The 22198-nt window shown below is 28.0% G+C and carries 24 protein-coding genes; 17 read left to right on the plus strand and 7 right to left on the minus strand.

What is annotated here, in order from left to right; all coding sequences use genetic code 11:
- Positions 1 to 97: 97 nt before the first annotated feature.
- Complete coding sequence (locus CBLAS_RS09175) at positions 98 to 433, plus strand: YnfA family protein (RefSeq protein ID WP_106869549.1); 336 nt, start codon at positions 98 to 100, stop codon at positions 431 to 433.
- Between the two features lie 99 nt (positions 434 to 532).
- On the opposite strand, the gene CBLAS_RS09505 is transcribed toward CBLAS_RS09175, so the two are convergent.
- The 3 genes from CBLAS_RS09505 to dnaG are packed head-to-tail and all read right to left on the minus strand — an operon-like array spanning position 533 to position 4057.
- Entirely contained in the window at positions 533 to 1402 is an 870-nt protein-coding gene (locus CBLAS_RS09505) for a hypothetical protein (protein ID WP_193852728.1), read from the minus strand.
- Positions 1403 to 1433: 31 nt separating this feature from the next.
- Entirely contained in the window at positions 1434 to 2420 is a 987-nt protein-coding gene (locus CBLAS_RS09185) for an argininosuccinate synthase domain-containing protein (protein WP_106869547.1), read from the minus strand.
- Positions 2417 to 4057: a DNA primase gene (gene dnaG, locus CBLAS_RS09190; RefSeq protein WP_106869985.1), complete on the minus strand. Its 1641-nt coding sequence runs from the start codon at positions 4055 to 4057 to the stop codon at positions 2417 to 2419. The genes CBLAS_RS09185 and dnaG overlap by 4 nt, the downstream gene beginning before the upstream one ends.
- A 57-nt stretch (positions 4058 to 4114) precedes the next feature.
- On the opposite strand from dnaG, the gene CBLAS_RS09195 reads away from it, so the two are divergent.
- The 5 genes from CBLAS_RS09195 to CBLAS_RS09215 are packed head-to-tail and all read left to right on the plus strand — an operon-like array spanning position 4115 to position 7858.
- The gene (locus tag CBLAS_RS09195) at positions 4115 to 5140 is read left to right on the plus strand and encodes a tetratricopeptide repeat protein (RefSeq protein WP_106869545.1); all 1026 of its coding nucleotides are present in this window, start codon (positions 4115 to 4117) and stop codon (positions 5138 to 5140) included.
- Positions 5118 to 5552: a ribonuclease HI gene (gene rnhA / locus CBLAS_RS09200; protein WP_106869543.1), complete on the plus strand. Its 435-nt coding sequence runs from the start codon at positions 5118 to 5120 to the stop codon at positions 5550 to 5552. The genes CBLAS_RS09195 and rnhA overlap by 23 nt, the downstream gene beginning before the upstream one ends.
- Positions 5549 to 6226 carry a ribonuclease III gene (gene rnc / locus CBLAS_RS09205; protein WP_106869542.1) on the plus strand — a complete coding sequence of 226 codons (678 nt, stop codon included), beginning with the start codon at positions 5549 to 5551 and terminating at the stop codon, positions 6224 to 6226. The genes rnhA and rnc overlap by 4 nt, the downstream gene beginning before the upstream one ends.
- Complete coding sequence (gene aroC / locus CBLAS_RS09210) at positions 6223 to 7320, plus strand: chorismate synthase (RefSeq protein ID WP_106869540.1); 1098 nt, start codon at positions 6223 to 6225, stop codon at positions 7318 to 7320. Before rnc ends, aroC begins: the two co-directional genes overlap by 4 nt.
- A 37-nt stretch (positions 7321 to 7357) precedes the next feature.
- Positions 7358 to 7858 (plus strand): hypothetical protein, encoded by a 501-nt coding sequence (locus CBLAS_RS09215; RefSeq protein WP_106869538.1) that lies wholly within the window; start codon positions 7358 to 7360, stop codon positions 7856 to 7858.
- 169 nt (positions 7859 to 8027) lie between these two features.
- Here the strand turns inward: CBLAS_RS09215 and CBLAS_RS09220 are convergent, their stop codons facing one another.
- The 4 genes from CBLAS_RS09220 to CBLAS_RS09235 form a co-directional block, all read right to left on the minus strand.
- On the minus strand, positions 8028 to 8846 hold the full coding sequence (locus CBLAS_RS09220; protein WP_106905672.1) for a transporter substrate-binding domain-containing protein: 819 nt from the start codon (positions 8844 to 8846) through the stop codon (positions 8028 to 8030).
- Between the two features lie 298 nt (positions 8847 to 9144).
- The gene (locus CBLAS_RS09225; RefSeq protein ID WP_106869534.1) at positions 9145 to 9795 is read right to left on the minus strand and encodes a superoxide dismutase; all 651 of its coding nucleotides are present in this window, start codon (positions 9793 to 9795) and stop codon (positions 9145 to 9147) included.
- Positions 9796 to 9903: 108 nt separating this feature from the next.
- On the minus strand, positions 9904 to 12078 hold the full coding sequence (locus CBLAS_RS09230) for a mechanosensitive ion channel family protein (protein WP_106869532.1): 2175 nt from the start codon (positions 12076 to 12078) through the stop codon (positions 9904 to 9906).
- Entirely contained in the window at positions 12041 to 12709 is a 669-nt protein-coding gene (locus CBLAS_RS09235) for a carbonic anhydrase (protein ID WP_106869530.1), read from the minus strand. Before CBLAS_RS09235 ends, CBLAS_RS09230 begins: the two co-directional genes overlap by 38 nt.
- A 179-nt stretch (positions 12710 to 12888) precedes the next feature.
- Here CBLAS_RS09235 and CBLAS_RS09240 point away from each other — a divergent pair, with 179 nt between their 5' ends.
- The 11 genes from CBLAS_RS09240 (at position 12889) to tpx (ending at position 22170) form a co-directional block, all read left to right on the plus strand.
- Positions 12889 to 13584 (plus strand): Bax inhibitor-1/YccA family protein, encoded by a 696-nt coding sequence (locus CBLAS_RS09240; RefSeq protein WP_106869527.1) that lies wholly within the window; start codon positions 12889 to 12891, stop codon positions 13582 to 13584.
- Complete coding sequence (locus tag CBLAS_RS09245; protein WP_106869983.1) at positions 13574 to 13954, plus strand: thiamine-phosphate pyrophosphorylase; 381 nt, start codon at positions 13574 to 13576, stop codon at positions 13952 to 13954. The genes CBLAS_RS09240 and CBLAS_RS09245 overlap by 11 nt, the downstream gene beginning before the upstream one ends.
- A 66-nt stretch (positions 13955 to 14020) precedes the next feature.
- Positions 14021 to 14341 (plus strand): preprotein translocase subunit SecG, encoded by a 321-nt coding sequence (secG, locus tag CBLAS_RS09250; RefSeq protein WP_106869525.1) that lies wholly within the window; start codon positions 14021 to 14023, stop codon positions 14339 to 14341.
- A gap of 15 nt (positions 14342 to 14356) precedes the next feature.
- Positions 14357 to 14908, plus strand: coding sequence for a ribosome recycling factor (gene frr / locus CBLAS_RS09255; protein ID WP_106869523.1), 552 nt, complete (start codon positions 14357 to 14359; stop codon positions 14906 to 14908).
- 36 nt (positions 14909 to 14944) lie between these two features.
- Positions 14945 to 15367: an RDD family protein gene (locus tag CBLAS_RS09260; protein ID WP_106869521.1), complete on the plus strand. Its 423-nt coding sequence runs from the start codon at positions 14945 to 14947 to the stop codon at positions 15365 to 15367.
- 95 nt (positions 15368 to 15462) lie between these two features.
- A complete protein-coding gene (locus tag CBLAS_RS09265) occupies positions 15463 to 17316 on the plus strand; it encodes a TonB-dependent receptor (RefSeq protein WP_106869519.1) in 1854 nt (617 codons plus the stop codon).
- Between the two features lie 13 nt (positions 17317 to 17329).
- Entirely contained in the window at positions 17330 to 18295 is a 966-nt protein-coding gene (locus CBLAS_RS09270) for an ABC transporter substrate-binding protein (RefSeq protein WP_106869517.1), read from the plus strand.
- Positions 18292 to 19089 (plus strand): ABC transporter permease, encoded by a 798-nt coding sequence (locus CBLAS_RS09275; RefSeq protein ID WP_106869515.1) that lies wholly within the window; start codon positions 18292 to 18294, stop codon positions 19087 to 19089. Before CBLAS_RS09270 ends, CBLAS_RS09275 begins: the two co-directional genes overlap by 4 nt.
- Positions 19089 to 19781: an ATP-binding cassette domain-containing protein gene (locus CBLAS_RS09280; RefSeq protein WP_172658221.1), complete on the plus strand. Its 693-nt coding sequence runs from the start codon at positions 19089 to 19091 to the stop codon at positions 19779 to 19781. Before CBLAS_RS09275 ends, CBLAS_RS09280 begins: the two co-directional genes overlap by 1 nt.
- Positions 19774 to 20880, plus strand: a complete 1107-nt coding sequence (locus CBLAS_RS09285; protein WP_106869513.1) for an NnrS family protein — start codon at positions 19774 to 19776, stop codon at positions 20878 to 20880. The genes CBLAS_RS09280 and CBLAS_RS09285 overlap by 8 nt, the downstream gene beginning before the upstream one ends.
- Positions 20881 to 21633: 753 nt before the next feature.
- Positions 21634 to 22170: a thiol peroxidase gene (tpx, locus tag CBLAS_RS09290; RefSeq protein ID WP_106869511.1), complete on the plus strand. Its 537-nt coding sequence runs from the start codon at positions 21634 to 21636 to the stop codon at positions 22168 to 22170.
- Positions 22171 to 22198 lie beyond the last annotated feature (28 nt).

Below are 22198 nucleotides of genomic sequence, written 5' to 3' on the forward strand. Positions count from 1 at the left end.
ATGAATTATATCCAATTTATGCTTATTTTTAAATTAAATAAAAAAGCTTAAATTTAAGATAATTGATTATAATTGTTATTATTTTTAAAGGTTAAATGTGTTTATAGAAATTTTTTATTATATCATCGCTGCATTTTTTGAAATTCTTGGATGTTACTCATTTTGGATAGTTATAAAAGATGGCAAAAGCCCACTTTTTTTAACTCTTGGCGTAGTTTCACTTGTAACTTTTGCCTACATTTTAACAAGGGTTGATAGTGAATTTGCAGGAAGAGCTTATGCGGCATATGGTGGAATTTATATATTTTCTTCACTTTTATGGTTATTTTTCATAGAAAAACAAAGTATTACAAAATACGATATTTTAGGGGCAACTCTTTCCATTTTAGGTGCAGTTATCATAATAACCTCAGCCATTAAAAAACTCTCTTAAAGTCATATTGCAATTATATATTTCTTAATTTCTTTGTCATATTAAATTTATTTTATATTTAAAATACCTATTGCCAAACTAAGAAGCAATAGAATAAAATTAATGTGTTAATAGTTCTAAAATGCTTTTGCTCTGAAATTCGTTAGCATAATTTTTTAATGTTTTATAAGAATTCTTATCATCTTCTATGCCATTTTCAAGTAATAGTTTTATAGCTTTGTCATTATCTAAGTATGTATTAAATTTGATAAAAAATTCTTTATCTTTATCACTTAAATCTTTAAATCTCATATACTTAAAAAGTTCTTTTAAAAAAAGTTCTTTTTGGCTATAAAATTCCAAAAATTTTTCACTTTTTACAAATTCCCTCATATCTTTTTGAGGCGGTTTTTTACTATTTATGTTAAACCCATTTTTATTTATAAATTGCCCTAAATCAAACACAATAGCCAACATAAGATTATCCGTATTTTTAGCTTTATTTTCTAAAAGATAGGAAAAAACCTTAAAGCTATTCACTGTATAAGCAGGGTTTAAAAGGTTATTTCTACCTATATCATAGCCATTTTTAACCAAAATTTCTGCTAATTTTATAATCTCATCTTCATAAAAAATCTCTTTTTCTGTATTTATACTTATTGCAACGTCTAAAAGTGTAGTTTTAAAGCTTAACTTAAAAATATCATAATTTAAATCAGGGTTAAATTTCAGTATTTTTTCAATTCTATCAAAGTCAAATTTATGAGTATGGTAAGCGTTTAAATTTACTATAAAATGAAAAACAACTCTATCATCTTGGAATTCCTCGTCTATCATTTGTGGATTTTTACCCATAAACTCTAAAATTTCATCTAATTTTTCATCTATTTGTTTATGCGTAGCATTTTGATCGTAAAAAATTCCCAAATCAAGCTCATCAGCAAATAACACGCCAAAAACAAATAAAATGAAAATTAAAACTTTTTTCATAAATCTGCCCTTATGAATACTAAATTTTCAACTAACCAACAAAATACCTACTAGCCTCTTTTTTATCACTAAATGCAGTAGCTACAAATTTCTCATCTCCAATGCCAACTTCATACTCTTTTAAAATATCTGTTTTAGCATAAGTTAAAGCAAATTTTACAGCAACTTTTTTATCATCTAAATTTGCATTTTTACTTATCAAAGAGTATGCCCCAACTATTCCATCTGGCAAAATTATCTCAGTGAATTTATCATTTTGAATATTTTTAAGTCTTAAGTTATCAATTTCATCTTTACCTATTATCATTTTTGCACCATTTTCAAGTCTTAAATGTCTTCCAAATTTTAAAATTTCACTATCTACAAAGCTATCTAACCCTTCGAAATTTAAAGCATCTTTTAGCTTATTACTGAAATTTTGCATAGTAAGTAAGCACCCACCACCCGGACTTTCAAACTCATCAAATTTGAACTCCTTTGCCATTTCAAGCTGTCTTGAGCGACCTCTTCCACTTATATCTAAAAGTTTTTCTCTATCAACCCAGCCATTTATCTCCGGTGTAGTTGGTTTTAAAAGTTTTGCACAAAGTGGTCTTAAAATAAGCGAGTTTTCATCGCCTGAAAGATTTCTAACGCTATCAAGCGCCTCTCTTCTTTGACTCATAGGTCTTTGCCCTAAAACTTCTCCTGTTATGATAAAACTTGCACCCTCATTTTCAAGCATATTTAATGCTGTTTTAAACATATAAGCATGGCAATCTATACAGGGATTAAAGTGTTTTCCATAACCATATTTTGGATTTAGTAAAACATCTTGTAAATATCTATTTTTCACATCTACTATTTTAAGTTGGGCTCCTGCTAAATTTGCTCTTTTTTTTAAAATTTCACTTCTATCATCTTTTGAGCCAAAACCTATATTTATATGCAATGCTATTATTTCTATATTTTGCATTGTCATTATCTTGATAGCAAGCATACTATCAAGCCCTCCGCTAAAAAGTGCCAGTGCTTTCATTTTACTCCTCTTAATTTTCTAAGTGCATTTTGAATTTTCATAATTTTTTCCATCTTTTGTGGATCGTTACTATGTTTTATATCTTCTAATAATATTTTATAGTATTTTTCTTTTAAAATACCAATTCCTTTAAAAAACTGCGATTGGCTATTTATAACCTCTATATCCTCATCTATAAGAAGCTCTCTTATCTGCTCATCATCATATTTTTTTAATTTAATTAGCCTAAATATATCAAAATGTCTAGCAAACATCTCCTCATTACACATATCATACCCTGATTTATAAAACCTATTATCAACTAAAAGAGTTTTTAAAATGCTAAGTTCTAAATAATCTTTTGATGATGAAATGATTTGATTTTTTTCTATTTCTATTTTAATATTTTCTTTTCTTTGATTTCTTGATAGTCCAAATCTAGCTATATCTATATTTAGCACCTGTGCTACTAAAGTCATGTATGAATCAGCTATTATGGGTTTTAAAGAAAAAGTAAATTGTTGAATTTCCTCAAGTGCTTTTTGTTTTTGAATAGGGCGAGAGAGATCATATTTAGAAGCTATATCTCTAATCAAAAACTCCCCTGCTTCAATTCTATTTTCAATTATATTTTCTAACCTTTTTAAATTTCCACTTTGAACCAAATCAGCTGGATCAGCACCCTCTGGGATTATTACAACACTTGCATCAAGTTCATTTATGCTTAAAAGCTTTGAACTTTTTATAGCAGCACTAATTCCTGCACTATCTCCATCAAAGCATAAAACTATCTTTGCGTCACTTCTTCTTAAAAGCGGTAAATGTTGTTCTGTAAGTGCTGTTCCTAAAACTGCAACAGCATTTGTGTAGCCCGCTTTATGTAGCATTATAGTATCCATATAACCCTCTGTTATAATAATCTCTTTTTTATTATAAATGCTACTTTTTGCAATGTCATATGCGTATAAAATTTTTGACTTATTAAAAACTCTTGACTCTGGGCTATTTACATACTTTGCGGGGTGATTTGTGATAGTTCTTCCGCCAAAACCTACAAGCTTTCCTGTGTGATTTTTTATAGCAAATGTGATTCTTTCTATAAAACTGGCATAAAATCCATTCTCGCCCTGCTTTATAATACCAACATCAAGTGCTTCATTTGGCTCAATTTTTTCATTTTCTAAAAGATTAATTGTATTTTGAGATATAGGAGCATAGCCTATATCAAAACATTTTATAAGTTCATCATCAAAACCACGACTATAAAGGTAGTTTAAAGCATTTTGATTTTTATACAATAAACTTTTATAAAAAGCTCCCACTTTCTCCAAAACCTTTTTATCCTCTTTAAAATCTCTTTTTGAAGATGTATATTCTAAAGTGAAATTTGAGATATTTGCAAGTTTTTCAATAGCTTCTGGGTAATTTAAATTTTCATAATCCATTATGAATTTAATAGCATTTCCCCCTGCTTTGCATGAAAAACAGTGAAAAATTCCAAGCTTTGAGCTTACGCTCATACTTGGGTTTCTGTCATCATGAAAAGGACAAACTCCTACAAAATTACTACCGCTTCGTTTTAGTGGTATGTAGTTACTAACAACATCAACTATATCAACTTGTTCTAAAAGTTTATTAATACTATCTTGGCTTATCATAAGCAAAATTATACAAAAACTTTGTTATAATCGAGCTAAATTAAAACAAGGTAAAATTTGGAAAATTTTTTTATAGACTATAGAGATCCTATATTTGGGCTAATAATTCTAATAAGTGCGGCTTTAATTGTAGCTATATTTAGCTATATTTGGGGCGTTTTTAGCCTAAAAGATAAAAATGAAACCATAGAAAAATTTATTAAAAAATTTAATACCATAAATGGTCTTTCAAAAGAACATATTGAACTATTAGAAAGTATAGATATAGAACCAAAAACACTTGGAATACTAGCAACAACATTTAAAAATAGTGGGGATTTTGAAAAGGCTATAAATATCTATACAATAGCTTTAAATAAAACAAATGATAAAAAAGAAAAAGAGTATTTTTTAACTGAGCTAGGAAAGGTTTTTTTTAAAGCTGGATTCTTGCAAAAATCAGAAGATATATTTTTACAAGCTTTAAGTTTAGGAGCTAGAAATATTGATGCTTTAAAATTTCTAAATGTAATTTATGAAAAATTAAAGTTGTATGATAAAGAGCTTGAGGTTTTAGATGCACTAAAAGAGCAAGGGCTAAATACAGATGAAAGCACTGCATTTGTCAAAGCACAAATGATTGCAAATGACAACTCACTTAGTTTTGATAAAAAAATTAAAGAGATTATGAAATTCTCAAGTCATTTTAACTTTGTATCAAGATTTATTATAGAACTTTTTATTAAAAACAACGAGCCACTATCCAAACTAAAAAAATTTCCTCCTTTAAAAGAGTGTATAGATATAATATGGCATTTAGATGAGTGCGTAAATGCAAAAGATAAAGAGTATAAAGCACTATTTTTTGCTAAAAATTTAATAAATGAGTACGAAAAAAGTAGTTTTTTTGAGATAGAAGCAATTTCGGCTATGAGAAAAAGTGGTTTTTTTGATGCTAATTTAAATTTTAAATATATTTGTAGTGAATGTAGGAATAATCTACCGTCATTTTTTTATAGGTGTCCTATTTGCTACTCTTTACAAAGTGCTAAAATAGTACCAAAACTAATAAGGAAAGATGATGAAATCAATATGCCTTTTTAGTGATGGCTCTTGTTTGGGAAATCCGGGAATTGGTGGTTGGGCATATATTTTAGACTACAAAGGTAAAGAAAAAAAACAAAGTGGTGCACAAGAAAATACTACGAACAATCAAATGGAATTATTAGCTGTAATTAATGGTTTAAAAGCCTTAAAAGAACCATGTGAAGTAACAATATACACTGATAGTAGCTATGTTGCTAATGCTATAAATTTATGGCTTACTAACTGGATTAAAAAAGATTTTAAAAATGTTAAAAATATTCCGCTTTGGAAAGAGTATATAGTTACATCAAAAAAACACAAGATAAAAGCTATATGGATAAAAGGACATGCGGGACATCCGCAAAATGAAGAGTGCGATAAAATGGCAAGAAATGAGGCAATAAATTTGCAAAAGGTTTTAACTAGATGAATTTAAATATTTTAGAAAAAAACTTAGGTTATAAATTTAAAGATAAAAATTTACTAAAATTAGCATTAACTCATAAAAGCTCCAAAACACCTAAAAACAATGAAAGACTTGAGTTTTTAGGAGATGCTGTTATGGATTTGATAGTGGCTGAGTATCTTTGTCAAAAATTTAAAGATACAAATGAGGGCGAACTTTCAAAACTAAGAGCCGCACTTGTTAATGAAACAAGCTTTTCAAACCTTGCAAAAAATCTAAATTTAGGTAATTTTATCTTTTTATCAAATGCTGAAGAGCAAAACAACGGAAGACATAAAAACTCAATTTTATCAGATGCTTTTGAGGCTATTATGGGTGCTATCTACATTGAGGGAGGACTTGAAATTTGCAAAAATATAGCTATTAGATTACTTGAAAAAAACTATGATGAGATTGATTCAAAATCACTATTAAAAGACTATAAAACAACACTTCAAGAAATAACTCAAGCCAAATTTGGTGCAACGCCTATGTATAAACTTATAAGCTCTCAGGGTCCTGACCATGAGAAAAAATTTGTTATGGGTGTGTTTTTAAATGATAAAAAATATGGAGAATCATTAGGAAAAAGTAAAAAAGATGCTGAACAAAAAGCAGCAAAAAAAGCCATTGAAAAAATTGAAAAAGAAAATATATGAATACATTTGGAACTAAATTTAGACTAACAACATTTGGAGAAAGCCATGGAAATGCCATAGGCGGTGTACTTGATGGAGTGCCTGCTGGACTAAAAATAGATTTAGACTTTATACAAAAAGAGCTAAATAAAAGAAAACCTGGTGGTAAATTTGCAACATCAAGAAAAGAGAGTGATAAGATTGAAATTTTAAGTGGCGTTTTTGAAGGTCTTAGCACAGGAATGCCAATTGGTCTAATAATATATAATGAAAATCAAAAATCAAAAGATTATGAAAATGTTAAAAATATTTTTCGTCCAGGGCATGCTGATTTTACCTATTTTCATAAATTTGGAATTAGAGATTATAGAGGTGGTGGAAGAAGTAGTGCAAGAGAAAGTGCTATAAGAGTGGCTGGTGGAGCGATAGCACAACTACTTTTAAACGAGTTAAGCATTGAAATTTGTAGTGGTATTTATAGTGTTGGTAAAGTTAATCATAATACAAATTTAGAAGATGATTTTAATAAATTAGATTTTAAATTTGTAGAAAATTCTGAAATTTTTTCACTTTATCCAAATTTAGAAAATGAGTTTAAAAATGAAATTTTAAAAGCAAAAAAATCCCACGATAGCATTGGTGGAAGTGTTGGAACTATCATAAAAAATCTTCCAATTGGGCTTGGGGAAGTTCTTTATGAAAAATTTGATGCAAAGATTAGTGAAGCTATGATGGGTATAAATGCTGTAAAGGCTGTTGAAATTGGAAGTGGAGTTTTTGCAAGTGAAAAAAAAGGAAGTCAAAATAATGATTTTATAAATAAAAATGGTTTTTTATCTAATAATTCTGGTGGAGTATTAGGTGGTTTAACAAGCGGTCAAGATGTGATTATAAAAACTCATTTTAAACCAACTCCTTCTATATTTTTAAAAGAAAAAACTATTGATATTTTTGGAAATGAAAAAATTTGCGAATTAAAAGGAAGGCATGATCCTTGCGTTGCTGTTAGAGGAAGTGTTGTTGCAACTGCAATGGCAAGACTAGTAGTTGCTGATATGCTAATACTAAATTTAAGTTCAAAACTAGATAATATTAAAAAAATTTACAACCTTTAACATATTTATTTATAGAAAATTAAAGTGTTATTTTAAGATGAAAAAAGATGAAAATGAGCCAATACTAACCTTAAAAAGGAAAAAATCACTTTTTAATTTTATATACCATATATCTTTTATATTCTGGATATTTGCTACTTTAATTTTTATACCATCATGGTTTATTATGGCTGATACTATTTTAAAAAATATTATTGGAGTTTTTCTTATAATTTCTATTTTTTATTGGTATTTTGGTATGTTTGATATAAGACTGATTCAGTGCTATGAAAAATATTTTATAATACAAAGAATACTTTTTTCTAAAAAAATTTACTATAGTTATTTGAAAAAGTATGACTTTTTTAGATCTTTTGCGGGTGATTATACTATTTTAATATATAAAAAATATAGATTTGGAACTCATATAAATGAAGTTTTATTTGATAAAGATGATTTTACTAAATTTATCGAACTTTTGGAAAACAAAGGAATATATGAATATAATCTTTTAATAAAAAGAAATGAAAAGCATATTAAAAAGGCTATCAAAAAATAGCAATTAAAAAGCCTAGACTAATAATTGCTACACGTTTTATTACATTTTCAAATACTAGATAAATCACTTATAAAACTTCTGTTTTTATCACCATAAAAAATACTATTAAAAGATAGTCCTTAACTATAAAAATTGATTACTTTTTACTAGTTTATGCCTATCTTGAATTTTATCCAAAAATTCTATAAATATCATCAAGTAAGAAATATTTTTTTTCAGCTGTTCCTTTATAAAATGGATTTATTTCATTATCAAAAGCATCTTTGAAAAATTGATGTTTGCTTAAGTCAATCAATGTTTGATTTATTATGTCTAAAAGCTCTTTATTTCCCTTTTGAACACCTATTCCTAAAAAATCAGTATCTCCAACATTTTTTATATTTACTTCTACACTTCTGTCTAATATTGGATAGCTTAAAACTATTAAATTATCTGTAGCAAAACCGTCGCCTTCATTGTTTTTAAGCATTTTATAACACTCATTTGAACTTCTACACAAAACAGTGTTAAAACCTTTTTGAGTAAAATATTTTTGCCCCACAGAACCATCTTCAACTAAAAGTTTCTTTCCTGTGTTAAAATCTGATAGTCTTTGTATATTATCATTTTTTCTAGTTAAAACTCCCAAATTTACCGAGAAGTATGGCATAGAGAAATCTATCCTTTTTGCTCTTTCATCTGTTATTGTTAAAGTTGTAATAACTATATCAACATCGCCTTTTTCAAGAGCTTCTATACGATTGCTTGTTTGTAAGGTTACGAATTTAACGTCCCCCCCCCCGCTTCTTTTTTCATTAAATATAGCTTTTGCTATAGCATTTGCAAGCTCTATTTCAAAACCTTCATATTTACCATCACTAATATTTGTAAAAGGTGGTTTGCCGTCCCTTACGCCAACTTTTAATACACCACTAGTTTGGATTTCACTGAGTGTCGCAGAAAACACAAAGCTCAACAAGAAACACAGGGTTAAAATTATTTTTTTCATTTTTTTCCTTTAAAAATAATAATGGTTATTATAATAATATGTGCATTAAAAGCAGATTAATATCTTAATTATTACTATATAAATATTTTCTCTTTTTAATTAATTAAAAAAGTATTTCTCTTGTGTTGTTTCAAAAAATATTGTTATTTTGTGATGGTAATACTAATAGTTGTTAATATGATGTTAAATTTAATTTTTAAGTTAGAAAATATAAAAAAATTTAAAATAAAAAGGTTAGTTAGTAGAGATTTTAAAGGAGTATTGTGTGAATTTTGAAGCACAAAAGTGCTTCAAAATTTTAGCAACCACAACCGCAACTACCTTTTTTAACTTCAGGATGAACTTCATCAATATAAAACTTAACTGAGTTCATTCCCTCTTTTTTTGCCCACTCATAAGCTTCAGAAACAAATTCCCAATTTATATTTTCATAAAATTTTTCTAAATAAGCTGGTCTTGCATTTTGACTGTCTAGATAGTAAGCATGTTCCCAAACATCAACAACTAAAAGTGGAACTTTGTTTTGAGTTACAGGAGTGTCTGCATTACTAGTTTGAATAATTTCAAGTTTTTTTGTTTCAGGGTCATAGGTTAACCAACACCAGCCAGAACCAAATAGTGTAGCAGATGCTTTAATAAACTCATCTTTAAAATTAGTAAATTCTTTTTCTAAAGCCTCTTTTAACTCTTTACTTGCTTCACTTTTTTTAGCTATTGAGTCCCAGTAAAAATCATGGTTGTAAACTTGTGCAGCATTGTTAAAAATACCACCTTTTGCGTTCATTATAATATCATATAGTCCAGATTTTTCAAACTCAGTTCCTGCTACTAAATTATTTAAATTTGCAACATATGCATTATGGTGTTTTCCGTGATGATAATCACAGGTTTTTTCGCTAACTATTGCATTATTTTTAGCGTCAAATGGCAAATCTCTTAATTTAAACATTTAAAATCCTTTGTAATAAAATTTATAATAATTATATATCATTAGAGTAAGCAAATTATAAATAAGATACTTTTTGTATTATTTATAATTTGCATTTTTATTTTACTTTTATTCTACTAAGTCTTTAATGGCTTCTTCTTCGGAATCTTTTTTTTCTACATATAATTTTCTAGATGGGAATGCAAAACCTACATTATTATCTTTCATGATATCCATGATTTTAAGCATAACATCTTGTTTTACATCTAGATATTCTCCCCAGACTATACTTTTAGTAAAACAATAAATCATTATATCTATAGAAGAACTTGAAAACTCATCAAGAACAACAAATAGAGTATTTTTATATCCGGCTAGATCGTCAATTGAAACCATATTTTGCCTATAGGCAAGTCTTTGATCTTTTTTTCTACCAAGCCCAGATGGATTTGCGATTCCAGGATGATTTAAAAGCATCTCTCTAATATCATCTATACATTTTTTTAACTGCCTAGGGGTTGCACTATACTCAACAGTTAAGGTCATTCTTATTCGTCTACCAATCCTTCTTCTGTTCCAGTTTTTAATACTACTATCTATAATTTTTGAGTTTGGAACAGAAACCAAGGCATTATCAAATGTCCTAATGGTTGTCTTTCTAAGTCCTGTTTCAACCACAGTCCCTTCAACATCACCAACAACAACCCAATCACCTTGTGATAATGAATTATCAAACAAAAGCAATATTGAAGCAAAGAAGTTAGCGATAATATCTTTAGTAGCAAAAGCAACTGCCAAACCTCCTATCCCAAGTGAAGCGACAATAGCAGAAACATCCACTCCAAGTTTAGACAAAATAAGCAAGATAGCTATTAAGATAATTATTATATAAATTATCTTTACTAGCAGGTTTAAGACCTCTTTTCTTTCACTTTTTTTAGCAATTTTACCTATTATAATAGCGCCATAACCATCTATAATACTCAAAATTAACCACGCATATAAAACCACATAAATTATACCTATAGTCTTGACGAAGTTAAGTGGAACAGGTGATGGGTAGTAAAATATACTAGAACATATGTCGATTCCAAAAGCTATTAAAAGCACGCCTAAAGGCCTTTTTATAGCTCCTACGACATGGCTTTTTATCTCTTCGTGATTTTCTTCATTCTTATAAAATATTGAAACTATAAAAACTATTATATTTGCTAAAAATCTCCTAACAGAGAATAATAAAATCATTATTAATGTAATGGGTATAATCTTTCCAAGATTTATAGCTGAGGATTTAAAAGGTGAGACATCGTTTATATAATTGATTATATCCCTTAAATTTAAGCTAGTAAAAAGTTTATTTCCAGATATTAAATTAGTATTTTTTATCAAAAAAGATATTATATCTTCATATACCTCTTGGTTATTTACCAACACTTTATAGTCTTCTTCTAAAGCATCTTTTTGTTTGTTATTAAATTTCTCTATATCCTCTTTAAGATTAGATATTTTTTTAAGTTGAATTTCAATCAAAGCGTCTTCAAGTAGCTTTTTAATGTTAGATTCTCTTTCACCATCATTGAATTTCTTTTCTAGTATTAGCATGGTTGTATAAAAAATATTAGTTATCTCAACATTGATATTTTGTAAATTTGCCTGTGCATACTCAAAAGTCCCTGTTCTATTTTTAAGTCTGTCAAGTGTTTTTCTAAGCTCTTTTCTATGTTTTAAATACTCTAACAAATTATCTTTATCTAAAGTTTGTTGAGATACTGCTGTTGGTATGCTCTCTAGTAAAGTTTCTTTTTCTTTTTTTAAAGAGTTGTTTTCTGTTATATCTTTTGAGGAGTTTGAATCAACAGTGCTTTTTAGGGCTTTTAGTTTTAAATTTACTATTTTTATCTCTTCAACAACCTGACTTAAAGTTTTGCCATTAACAGTACCGCTTGGTTTATCTTCGGTAACTTTTTTTAAAATAACACTAACTAGTTCATTGTTTGTATCTGAGATATTAATGTCAGTGTCTTTAGATAAAATTTCTAAAATTTCCTCTTTTTTAGCACTTTTATTTTCATCTGCAACTGTTTTTTCTTCTTTGCTTTTTATGATGTTGTCTAAGCTGAGTATACTTTTTGTCTTATTTTCATCAACTTTTGTTTCATTGGAATCTAAATTTGTTGCATTAGAGTCTAAAACAACCTCTTTTGATGTTTTATTTAAATCTACTTTTTTACTAACATTATCTTCTGCATTAGCAAAAGTAATAATGCTAATAATCAGTAAAAATTTCGTTATATATTTTTTCATAATCTACCTCTTTATCAAGTAATTTAAAATGCCCATTAGTTTTATCATAACTAAAAAGCAAACCTGTTTCTATAATATAATGCCATCCGTGAACTCTGATATCACCTTTTTCTATAGCGCTTTTAACCCCTGGATATGTCTCAATATTTTTAATCGAATTCAAAATATTAAGCCTTTCTGTGAGCCAAGCCTTTTTAGAAAATTCCTTAATACCTAGAGTTTCTACCTTGTCTTTAATAGGCTTTATTAAATCAAGCCATAATTTAACATTTGGCATATTTTCAAATTTACTATTATCATAATATAAAGCAGCACAACCACCACAATTGCTATGTCCGCATATAATAATATTTTTTATATTTAAAGAGCTTAAAGCATACTCAATTGCTGAAGTTGTTGCTATAACCTCACTACTAATTCTATAGCTTGGGACAATATTTGCTATATTTCTTATAACAAAAAGTTCCCCTGGATCTGTATTTGTTATAAGACTAGGCACAACTCTTGAGTCTGAACACCCTATAAAAAGAGTATGTGGAGATTGTCTATCCGCAAGCTCTTCAAAGAGTTTTTTGTTTGCTTTAAAATCTTCTTCCATAAATTTTAAAGCACCCTCTATAGCATTGTTCAAAAAAATCCTTCAAATTTAAATATAACCTATTATTATATAAGGAATTATATCAAAATAAAATAAAACAGCGACTAAATGCAACTGATTAAATAATTTTTTATTTATTACTAACTAAGCTTATTTTAATACTTCATTTACTATTTTTTAGCTAAAATTCCATAAAAAATAAGGAGTTTTATATGAGCTTATACGACAGAGAGTATGCCTCAAAAGAGAATTCATACGAATTAGAACAAGGAATAACACAAGGTGCACTAAGTACTTTTATAAAAGATACTTACAAATTAATCACAGCATCTCTTATAGCAGCTGTTGCAGGTGCTTATACAGGTATGCAATTTTTAACATTTTATAGCCCAATTCTATTTTTAATTGTAGAACTTGGTCTTTTATTTGGTATGCAATTTGCAGTTAGAAAGGGCAAAAATAGTGTTGCTTTAACCCTTCTTTTTGCATTTACATTTATAACAGGACTTACTTTAGGACCTATTTTAAATATGTATATAGGTATGGGTGCAGCACATGTTGTAACTCAGGCATTCGTAACCACAGCCGTTGCTTTTGGTGGTTTAACACTTTATGCGATGAACACTAAAACCGACTTTTCATCGTGGGCAAAACCGCTATTTTACGCATTAATTGGTGTAATTATAGTTAGTCTTTTAAATGTTTTTTTATTTAAAAGCCCTATGGGGTCACTAGTTATCTCAGGAATAACTGCTATTTTATTCTCAGCTTATATTTTATTTGACACTCAAAATATAATTAGAGGTAGATATGACTCACCTATAATGGCAGCTGTTGGAATGTATTTAAATATACTAAACCTATTTATTTCACTTTTAAATATTTTAGGTTTTTTAAATAGAGACTAGAATTTACCGCGTAATTGACGCGAATTTAAATAGATATAAAGAGGGCTTAAGGGTTGTTGAGGACATACAAAGATATGTTTTTGACAACAAAGAGCTCTCTTTAAGACTAAAAAAATTAAGACATCTTGGGAATTTAGAGATTCAAAAAGAGGCTATTAAATTTAGAGATTCAAATCACGATGTTTTAAAACCTACTTTAGAAATAGAGCTAAAAAGAGAAAATTTAGACTCAATTATAACAGCAAATTTAAAAAGAGCTCAAGAAAGTGCAAGAGTTCTAGAAGAGTGTTTTAAACTATCTGATGCAAAAATTTCAGAGATTTTTAAAGATGCTAGATATGAACTATACGATGTTGAAAAACAAATTTAACTAAAATTTATCTTAATTTATGTATAATTGACCACTTAATGATAGGAAAATAAAAAGGATATAAATTTGACTACAATTTTTTTGACTTTACAATTTGTTTTAACTGTAATTTTAGTAATAGCAGTACTTTTACAAAAAAGCTCTTCAATAGGTCTTGGCGCGTATAGTGGAAGTAACGAAAGCCTATTTGGCGCAAAAGGTGCTTCTGGATTTTTGGCTAAATTTACAGCAGTTATTGGAATTGTGTTTATTCTTAATACTCTAGCTCTTGGATATAGCTATCAAAAAAGTTCATCTAAATCTGTTCTTGATAGTGTAGATACTAAAAATATAGAAATTCCAGCAAGCAATATACCAAGCATTCCGAGTGTACCAAATACAAAATAGATAAAAGGTAAAAACATGTTAAACGAAATATACAAGACTCAAAAAGAAAATTCCGAAAAAGCACTAGAAGCTTTAAGAAGAGATTTTACAACTCTAAGAACTGGTAAAGTAAATGTTAGAATACTTGACAATATCTTTGTAAATTACTATGGAAATCAAACACCATTAAACCAAGTTGCCACAGTTTTAGTAACTGATGCTACTACTATAACAGTTACACCTTGGGAAAAAAGTATGCTAAAGACTGTAGAGAGTGCAATATCTGCTGCAAATATTGGTGTTAATCCAAATAATGATGGCGAAACTGTGAAGTTGTTTTTTCCACCAATGACCATTGAACAAAGAGAAGACAATGTTAAAAAATCAAAAGCAATGGGCGAGAAAGCAAAAGTTAGTATAAGAAATATAAGAAAAGATGCTAATGATGATGTGAAAAAACTTGAAAAAGAGTATTCAGAAGATGATATCAAAAGAGCTAGAGACGAAGTTCAAAAGATAACAGATGATTACATTGAAAAAGTTGAAGAAGCATTAAAACAAAAAGAAGTTGAGCTTCTAAAAGTTTAATAAATTAGGTAGCAAAAAACTACCTAATTTTGAATCATGGCAAAACAAAAAGCTAAAATTTCAACCATTTCTTCAAGAGTTAAAGCATTTTTACTAGATATATTTTTAATAGCTATGCCAATGTTATACATCACAGCATATTTAGTATTAGATGGCAAAGAGGATTTTCAAAATAACCAATTTGCAATTATGATAATATGGCTTATTTATGGCATTATAACATCTATCTTTCATACCAAATCAGCACAAACACCAGGATATAGGGCTTATGAACTTTATATTATTGATTTAAAAACAGGTAAAAAAATAAATTTTATAAAAGCCTTTATTAGATATCTTTTATTTTTAATATCTGCAACTTCTGTTATAGGGATATGTTTATGTTTTTTTAGAAAAGATAGATTAAATTTACATGATTTGCTTACAGACTCTGCTCCAGTTAGTAAAAAAATATCTTAAGATAATTAATTACTTGACATATATCAATAGCTCCTAACAGGTTTTTTGATATTATTGTAATGATATCAAAAATCATTACAATAATAGGAGTCTTTATGCATAAACAATATTTAGTTATTTGCATCTTTGCAAATATTCTTTTAGCACAAAATTTAGCTATAAGCTCGCAAATTGAACCGCTTAAAAGTTTTAATCCGCCAAATCTTATAACTCCAAATATCGCACAGAGTTATTTTTTTGAAAATCAGTTTGATTTAGCTAATAGACAAAATTACTATTTTGTCACAGATAATATTGATAATAGTATGGATAAATTTCATATAACATCTGGTATTTATGGAAAAAGTTTTTATAACTCTGTTTTGTTTAAATATAGAGATAGTAATTACTACACAATACTAAATTTAAATCACACAAAAGCAAATAAGTATAAAGATGGCAATGGTAATAAGGTAAATTTTGGATATGAAAGGTTTAATCAATCTTTGATTTTAGGTTTTGTTCCAAATGAAAATTTAGAGGCAAGACTTACAGTTTTACACGATGATATAGATGATGATAAACAGCCAGAACATAAAATGGATCCAGTTAATACTGATAGAATTGTTGTAAAAGTTGACACTAGAATTGGAAAAGAGGATTTGAGTAATACTTTGAATTTAAACTTTAAATATATAAATTTAGATAGAACTGCAAATAATTTTGAAATAAGAAATTATAATCCAAACAAGATGGTATTTTTAGATTTAAAGAGAAATTTATATAATATTTCCGCTTCATATGACATAGATTTTAAAAATTTTCATAACTCTTTTAATTTAAGTTATGAGAAAGATAAACACGAAGGCAAAAGATATAAAAAAACACCTTTAAAAGATATTTTTAATGCTTACAGGTTTGCAAATGTTGACCAAGATACTTATAGTCTATTTAATACTCTAAGTTACAACTTTAATGAACTTAATAAAATTTCTTTAGGATTAGAATATATTTATAATAATGCTAAAGTTAAAAAATTCAATGAAAGAATTCCAAATCCTATGATGATGTCATATTTTCCTAACGCTAAAATGCTTTGGAAAAAATATTATGATATAAATTTTGACGGAAGTAAAAAAACAAATTTGTTTAATGCAAAACTTCAGTATGAATACACTCCAAATGATTTGCAAAAATATAGTATAGAGATTGCAAGAGTAGCAAGACTTCCTATAAATCCTGAAAGATTTTCATCGCTTGTGGGTGGTGTTGTATCAAACCCAAATTTAAAAGCAGAAAAACATAATTTTATAAAATTTAGCTTTGATATAAAAAATGAAAATTATAAAGGCTATTTAAACTCATTTACTGGTTTGGGGTTAAATTTTGGAGGAAGTATTAAACTTAGTGATGTAGAGGATTTAATCATATATGATAGAGCAAGAGGACAAAAAGGCATTATGGTTAGTGATAATTCACTAATAACAAGAAATGTAGATGTTAAAATTTACTCTATTAATTCATATTTGAATATAAATTTTTTAAAAAATTTTGGTGCAAAAATTGACCTTCAATACAACTATGGAGAAAATGATACAGATAATAGAGCTTTATATCAAATAAGACCATTTGAGGCAAATTTAAACTTAGACTATAAAGATTATGCAACCTTTGGAAGCTACAACCTTGGAGCAGCTCTAAGATATGTTGCTAAACAAAATAGAGGTGATTTTGATAAAACAAAAGGATTGGGGATTGATTTGGAAGAAGCTGCAAAATCATTTACAACACTTGATATTTATGGTGGTATAAATTTAAAAGATGATTTTGGAATTAGAGTTGGTGTAAATAATATTTTTGATAAAAAATATGCTGAGTTTATCAGTGGCAATCATGTTCAAGCCCTATCACCAAATTTAGTTAATGCACCAGGAAGAACATTTTATTTAAGTTTTCATAAGAAATTTTAACAAGGAGAAAAAAATGAAAAGAAGAGAATTTTTAAGTTTAGGAAGTGCTTTTGGTATAAGTGCATTTGCACCAAATTTATTTGCAAAAGAGAACTTTACAATATACGGTGCACCAGCAGTTCCTAGTGCGATAATAGCAATAGCGTCGTTGCAAGGCAAACTTTCAAAGAGTATGAATACAGAGCTTAAAATTTGGAAAACACCTGATCAACTTAGAGCAGGAGTGGCAAGCAAAACTTTTAAAGTTATGATGAGTCCATCAAATGTTGGTGTAAATTTGAAAAACCAAAATCAAAATGTCGCAATGCTAAATATATTAACTGAAAGTATTCAAAATATAATAACAAAAGATAAAAATATAAAAGAACTTGGCGATTTAGAAGGTAAAAAGATGATAATGCCCTTTAAAAATGATATGCCAGATCTTATATTTCACGCACTTTGCAAAAAACAAGGAGTTGATGTCTCAAAAATAGATATAACCTACACAACTACGCCACCAGAAAGTATGCTTATGCTTTTACAATCAAAAGATTATGTGGCATCAATTTTACCTGAACCTATGGGAACTGCTGCTATTTTTAAAGGTAAAAAATTAGGTGTTTCAATTCATAGAAGCATTGCTATACATAAAGAGTGGGGAAAGAGCTTTAATACAGCAAATTCAATACCTCAAGCTGGTATGATAGTTGATGTGGATTATTATAATAATCATATTAAAGAATTTGAAGTATTTCACGAAGACTTAAAAAATGCTCTAATTTGGTTAAATGGCAACAAACAAAGCGCAGCAGAGATTGCAAGTGCATATCTACCTGCAAATAAAATCATAATTGCTAACTCTTTTGAACATGCAAATTTATGTGTAAAAAAAGCTAGCGATATTAGAGATGAGATAATGGAATTTTTTGAAATTATGTTTGAGTTTAATCCTAAAATTTTGGGTGGGAAAATGCCAGATAAAGGATTTTTTCTATGATAATAACTGATGGAGTACCAAGACATCGTAATATTGTTATAAAAATATTTGACTATCTTTGGGGTGGTTTTGCCACCCTAAGTGTTATTTTTTTAATGGTAGCTATTTGGCAAATAGGACATGAATATTTTGGAAGTTTCATACTGCCATCGCCTATTGAGTCTGCAAAAAAGGCTTTTGAAATTTTAAAAAACTATAGCAATAGTGAGATTAATATAACTCTTCAAAGAACTATAATTGGGATTGGAATTGCTTGCATTGGTGGCATAATGGCAGGACTAATTGCTGGTTATTTTAAAACTATGAGTTTGCTTTTAAAGCCAATATCCACTTTTTTACTTGCTATGCCCCCAATTATTTGGGTAGTTTTAGCTCTATTTTGGTTTGGATTTGGAAATGCAAGTACTATTTTTACGATAATTGTAACGGTAATTCCACTAACTTTTGCCTCTTCAATGATAGCTATGGCAACTGTTGATGAGAGCTTAAAAGAGGTTTTTGATATATATAATTTAAGCATATTTAAAAAGATAAAGCATCTATACATACCACATATCATTCCATATATCATAAGCTCCATTAGTATAGCTTTTGGTATGGGGGTAAAGATTGTCATTATGGTAGAGTTGCTAAGCTCAACAAGTGGTGTAGGCTCTAAAATAGCTGATGCAAGAAGTATGCTTGAGATGGATATAGTTTTAGGATACACACTTTTAATCATAGTTTTCATCTCACTTTTTGAATACCTAGTTATAAAACCGCTTGAAATTTTACTTATGCCTTGGAGAAGATAGTGTTAGAACTTAAAAATGTAGAATTTGAAATTTTGAAAGAAAAAATTGTAAAAGACTTCTCTTTAGTTTTAAATTATGGAGAAACTAAAACTTTATTTGGACCATCTGGATGCGGAAAAACAACTATTTTAAGAATTATAAGCAAATTAGAAATACCAAAAAAAGGAATAGTTGTCAATAAATTTAAAAAAATATCATATCTATTTCAAGAAAATAGGCTCTTAGATAATTTAACAGCACTTGATAATGTGCTTTTGTGTATGAATAAGCCTGATGAAAATTTAGTATTAGAGCACTTCAATTTAGTAGGTTTAGAAAAAAAAGATGCATATAAATATCCATATGAATTAAGTGGAGGAATGGCAAAAAGAGTCTCATTTATGAGAGCTTATTTAAGTGGTGCTGATCTAATTCTTTTAGATGAACCATTTGTTGGTCTTGATATGGATTTAAGAAATATACTAGTAAATTTACTAGCAAAAAAACTTGAAGAAAAAAGTATAGCTTGCATCTTGGTAACTCATGATAGATTTGAGGCAGTTATGATGTCTGATGAAGTGCTGTTTTTAAGCAAAAAACAAGCTGTGGTTAAAAATAAAGTAACTTTTGATACCCTGCCATCAAAAAGAGATATTGCTTTTATACAAAAAGCTGTAGATATTAATTTTAAAGGGGTTATTTATTATGATTAATGATTTTTTTACTCATCCAATGAGAATCTTTTTTCTGCTCTCATCTATTTTTGTTATACCTGCTAGTTTAATATTTTTTACAAATTTTGACTTTGTTACATTGCATAAGGTATTTTTCTTGCAACTTATGGTTCCTAGCGCATATTTGGGGTTTTTATTCACTGCTATTCCTGATTGGACACAGTATCACGATAACTTAAAACAACATGTAATTGCTTGTTTTGCTCTTTTGATAGTTGCATTTTTATTCTCTTTTATAAATTTAACTATAGTAAATTTTACCGTATCTTTTATATGGTTTTATATGTTGATATTTTCTACATATATAGTTTGGTTAGATAGAAATGATAACCAATTTAGCATTCTTTTTTCACTTTTATGTTTTGTAGTTTTGTCATTTTTATATGCTTTTACTGATGAATCAATATACCTAAATTCTCAGGTTTTTTTAAATTGTGCTTTAATAATGCTAGTATCTTTTAGAGTTAGTTTAGCTATAGGAAGAGAGGCTTTAAAACTTCAAAAAGAGAATGAAAATGTTTTTATACCAAATGGCGTTTATAAAAATATAGCAGTTTTTAGTATATTTTTGTTTATAATTGGAAGTTTTTTTATACAGAGCAAAATAGTTCTTGGCTTTGTGCTTTTAGCTAGTTCTAGTGCAATTTTAGCTAAACTAAAAGAGCTTCACTATATTATTTTAATCAAAAATCACTATATTTTATTTTACTATATTTTAGAACTTTTTATGGCTATAGGATTTTTAGGGCTTGGGCTATCTTATATATTTAATCTGCCTTATGAGCCAGCCTCTTTGCATATTCTTACCATTTCTGGGTTAATTGGCTTTATATATTTTGTTTTTAATGTAGCAGGTATGAGACATAGTGGATTTGTCATTTTAAACTTTTTTATTTCAAGTAAAATCGGAATTGTTTTAATATTATTAGCAACAATCTCAAGAAGCTTTTTGTATATCTATGGAAATTTGTTTTATCTATATTTGCCTTCAATTTTACTCGCACTTGTTTTTGCGGTTTATATGTATGAGTTTTTCATAGTATTTAAAGATAATGAGTTTAGTGATGACCCAGAATAGAATTTACTTGATCCACATAAAGATAATTTTTATCCTAATTTGGCATAAACTTACTAAACTTATATTTTTTTATTATCAAATTTTAAAATAGATAAGATAAAGAAAAGCGCAATTTATAGTTTAAAAATCAATCAAAATTCAAAAAACAAGTGGTAAGCCAAGTTCTAATTATGATAAAAACTTTAAACTATCTATTTACTCTTTTGATGAAAATCAGGAGTTAAGTTATAAAAAAACAAGCTATAAATAGAATTTATTTGCTTTTTAAAGGTGGTTTTAGTCAAATTTAAAGATAAGATAGAGAAAAAATATTCAAATTCAGCCTTTTAATCTTTGTTTTTACAACAAGATATTAAAAAAGAAGCTTATTTAGATAGTGGTTATAAAGTAGCAATGATAAAATTAAAGGAGAAAATATATTAATAAAAACTTTTAAAGTTAAAAGAAGATATAGTATCAAACAGACAAAGTAGCAAACAAGACTTTAGTAAATGCATATAAAGCTTAAAATGATACTATTTGCATTTGATGGAAAAAGAGTTTTTAACTAAAGTGCTAAAATAAAAATGTAGAGGGCAAAATTTTATATTAAACAAAGGTGACAGCATAATGATATCTATACATAATCCATATGAGGTGTAGATGATAAATATAAAATAAAATGCTTTTAATTATTTCAAAATAATTAGTAGTCTTGAATTTTTGTTTATCCTATTTTAGATATAATGAAATCAATAATTTTAAGGAGAATGTATGGCAAATATAACAGTAGGCGGAAATGTAGCAAATTTAGTAGGAAATGAAGTAAATGTAGGTGATTTAGCGCCAGTTGTAGAACTTGCAGCAAAAGATCTCTCATCTATAAAAGTTGGTGGTGTTAGTGATAAAATTCAAATTCTAGCAGTAGTTCCATCTTTAGATACAGAAGTTTGTGCGACAGAAACAAGAAAATTTAACCAAAGTGTAGCAGGCAAAGACAATGTTAAACTAACTGTCATATCTATGGATTTACCATTTGCAATGGGTAGATTTTGCTCAACCGAAGGTATAGAAAACATCCAAGTTGGAAGTGATTTTAGAAATAAAGATTTTGCAAATGCTTATGGTGTTTTAATAAAAGATGGGGCACTTGCTGGACTTAGTGCAAGAGCTATTTTTATTGTTAATAAAGATGGAAAAATTATCCATAAAGAGATAGTAAGCGAGGTTACAAATGAGCCAAACTACGAAACTATCCAAAAAATTATTAAAGAAAATGGTGGTTGTTCTACGGGTGGTTGTTCTTTATAATTTAAGTAGGCGCTTGCCTACTTTTTCT

Origin of the sequence: Campylobacter blaseri (assembly GCF_013201895.1) — a bacterium.
Classification (GTDB): Bacteria; Campylobacterota; Campylobacteria; order Campylobacterales; family Campylobacteraceae; genus Campylobacter_B; species Campylobacter_B blaseri.

Bases quoted from the DNA above. Each gene is read 5' to 3' on its own strand.
- CBLAS_RS09505 (WP_193852728.1), bottom strand. From the start codon at position 1,402: ATGAAAAAAGTTTTAATTTTCATTTTATTTGTTTTTGGCGTGTTATTT.
- CBLAS_RS09185 (WP_106869547.1), bottom strand. From the start codon at position 2,420: ATGAAAGCACTGGCACTTTTTAGCGGAGGGCTTGATAGTATGCTTGCT.
- dnaG (WP_106869985.1), bottom strand. From the start codon at position 4,057: ATGATAAGCCAAGATAGTATTAATAAACTTTTAGAACAAGTTGATATA.
- rnhA (WP_106869543.1), top strand. From the start codon at position 5,118: ATGAAATCAATATGCCTTTTTAGTGATGGCTCTTGTTTGGGAAATCCG.
- rnc (WP_106869542.1), top strand. From the start codon at position 5,549: ATGAATTTAAATATTTTAGAAAAAAACTTAGGTTATAAATTTAAAGAT.
- aroC (WP_106869540.1), top strand. From the start codon at position 6,223: ATGAATACATTTGGAACTAAATTTAGACTAACAACATTTGGAGAAAGC.
- CBLAS_RS09215 (WP_106869538.1), top strand. From the start codon at position 7,358: ATGAAAAAAGATGAAAATGAGCCAATACTAACCTTAAAAAGGAAAAAA.
- CBLAS_RS09220 (WP_106905672.1), bottom strand. From the start codon at position 8,846: ATGAAAAAAATAATTTTAACCCTGTGTTTCTTGTTGAGCTTTGTGTTT.
- CBLAS_RS09225 (WP_106869534.1), bottom strand. From the start codon at position 9,795: ATGTTTAAATTAAGAGATTTGCCATTTGACGCTAAAAATAATGCAATA.
- CBLAS_RS09230 (WP_106869532.1), bottom strand. From the start codon at position 12,078: ATGAAAAAATATATAACGAAATTTTTACTGATTATTAGCATTATTACT.
- CBLAS_RS09240 (WP_106869527.1), top strand. From the start codon at position 12,889: ATGAGCTTATACGACAGAGAGTATGCCTCAAAAGAGAATTCATACGAA.
- frr (WP_106869523.1), top strand. From the start codon at position 14,357: ATGTTAAACGAAATATACAAGACTCAAAAAGAAAATTCCGAAAAAGCA.
- CBLAS_RS09260 (WP_106869521.1), top strand. From the start codon at position 14,945: ATGGCAAAACAAAAAGCTAAAATTTCAACCATTTCTTCAAGAGTTAAA.
- CBLAS_RS09265 (WP_106869519.1), top strand. From the start codon at position 15,463: ATGCATAAACAATATTTAGTTATTTGCATCTTTGCAAATATTCTTTTA.
- CBLAS_RS09270 (WP_106869517.1), top strand. From the start codon at position 17,330: ATGAAAAGAAGAGAATTTTTAAGTTTAGGAAGTGCTTTTGGTATAAGT.
- CBLAS_RS09275 (WP_106869515.1), top strand. From the start codon at position 18,292: ATGATAATAACTGATGGAGTACCAAGACATCGTAATATTGTTATAAAA.
- CBLAS_RS09285 (WP_106869513.1), top strand. From the start codon at position 19,774: ATGATTAATGATTTTTTTACTCATCCAATGAGAATCTTTTTTCTGCTC.
- tpx (WP_106869511.1), top strand. From the start codon at position 21,634: ATGGCAAATATAACAGTAGGCGGAAATGTAGCAAATTTAGTAGGAAAT.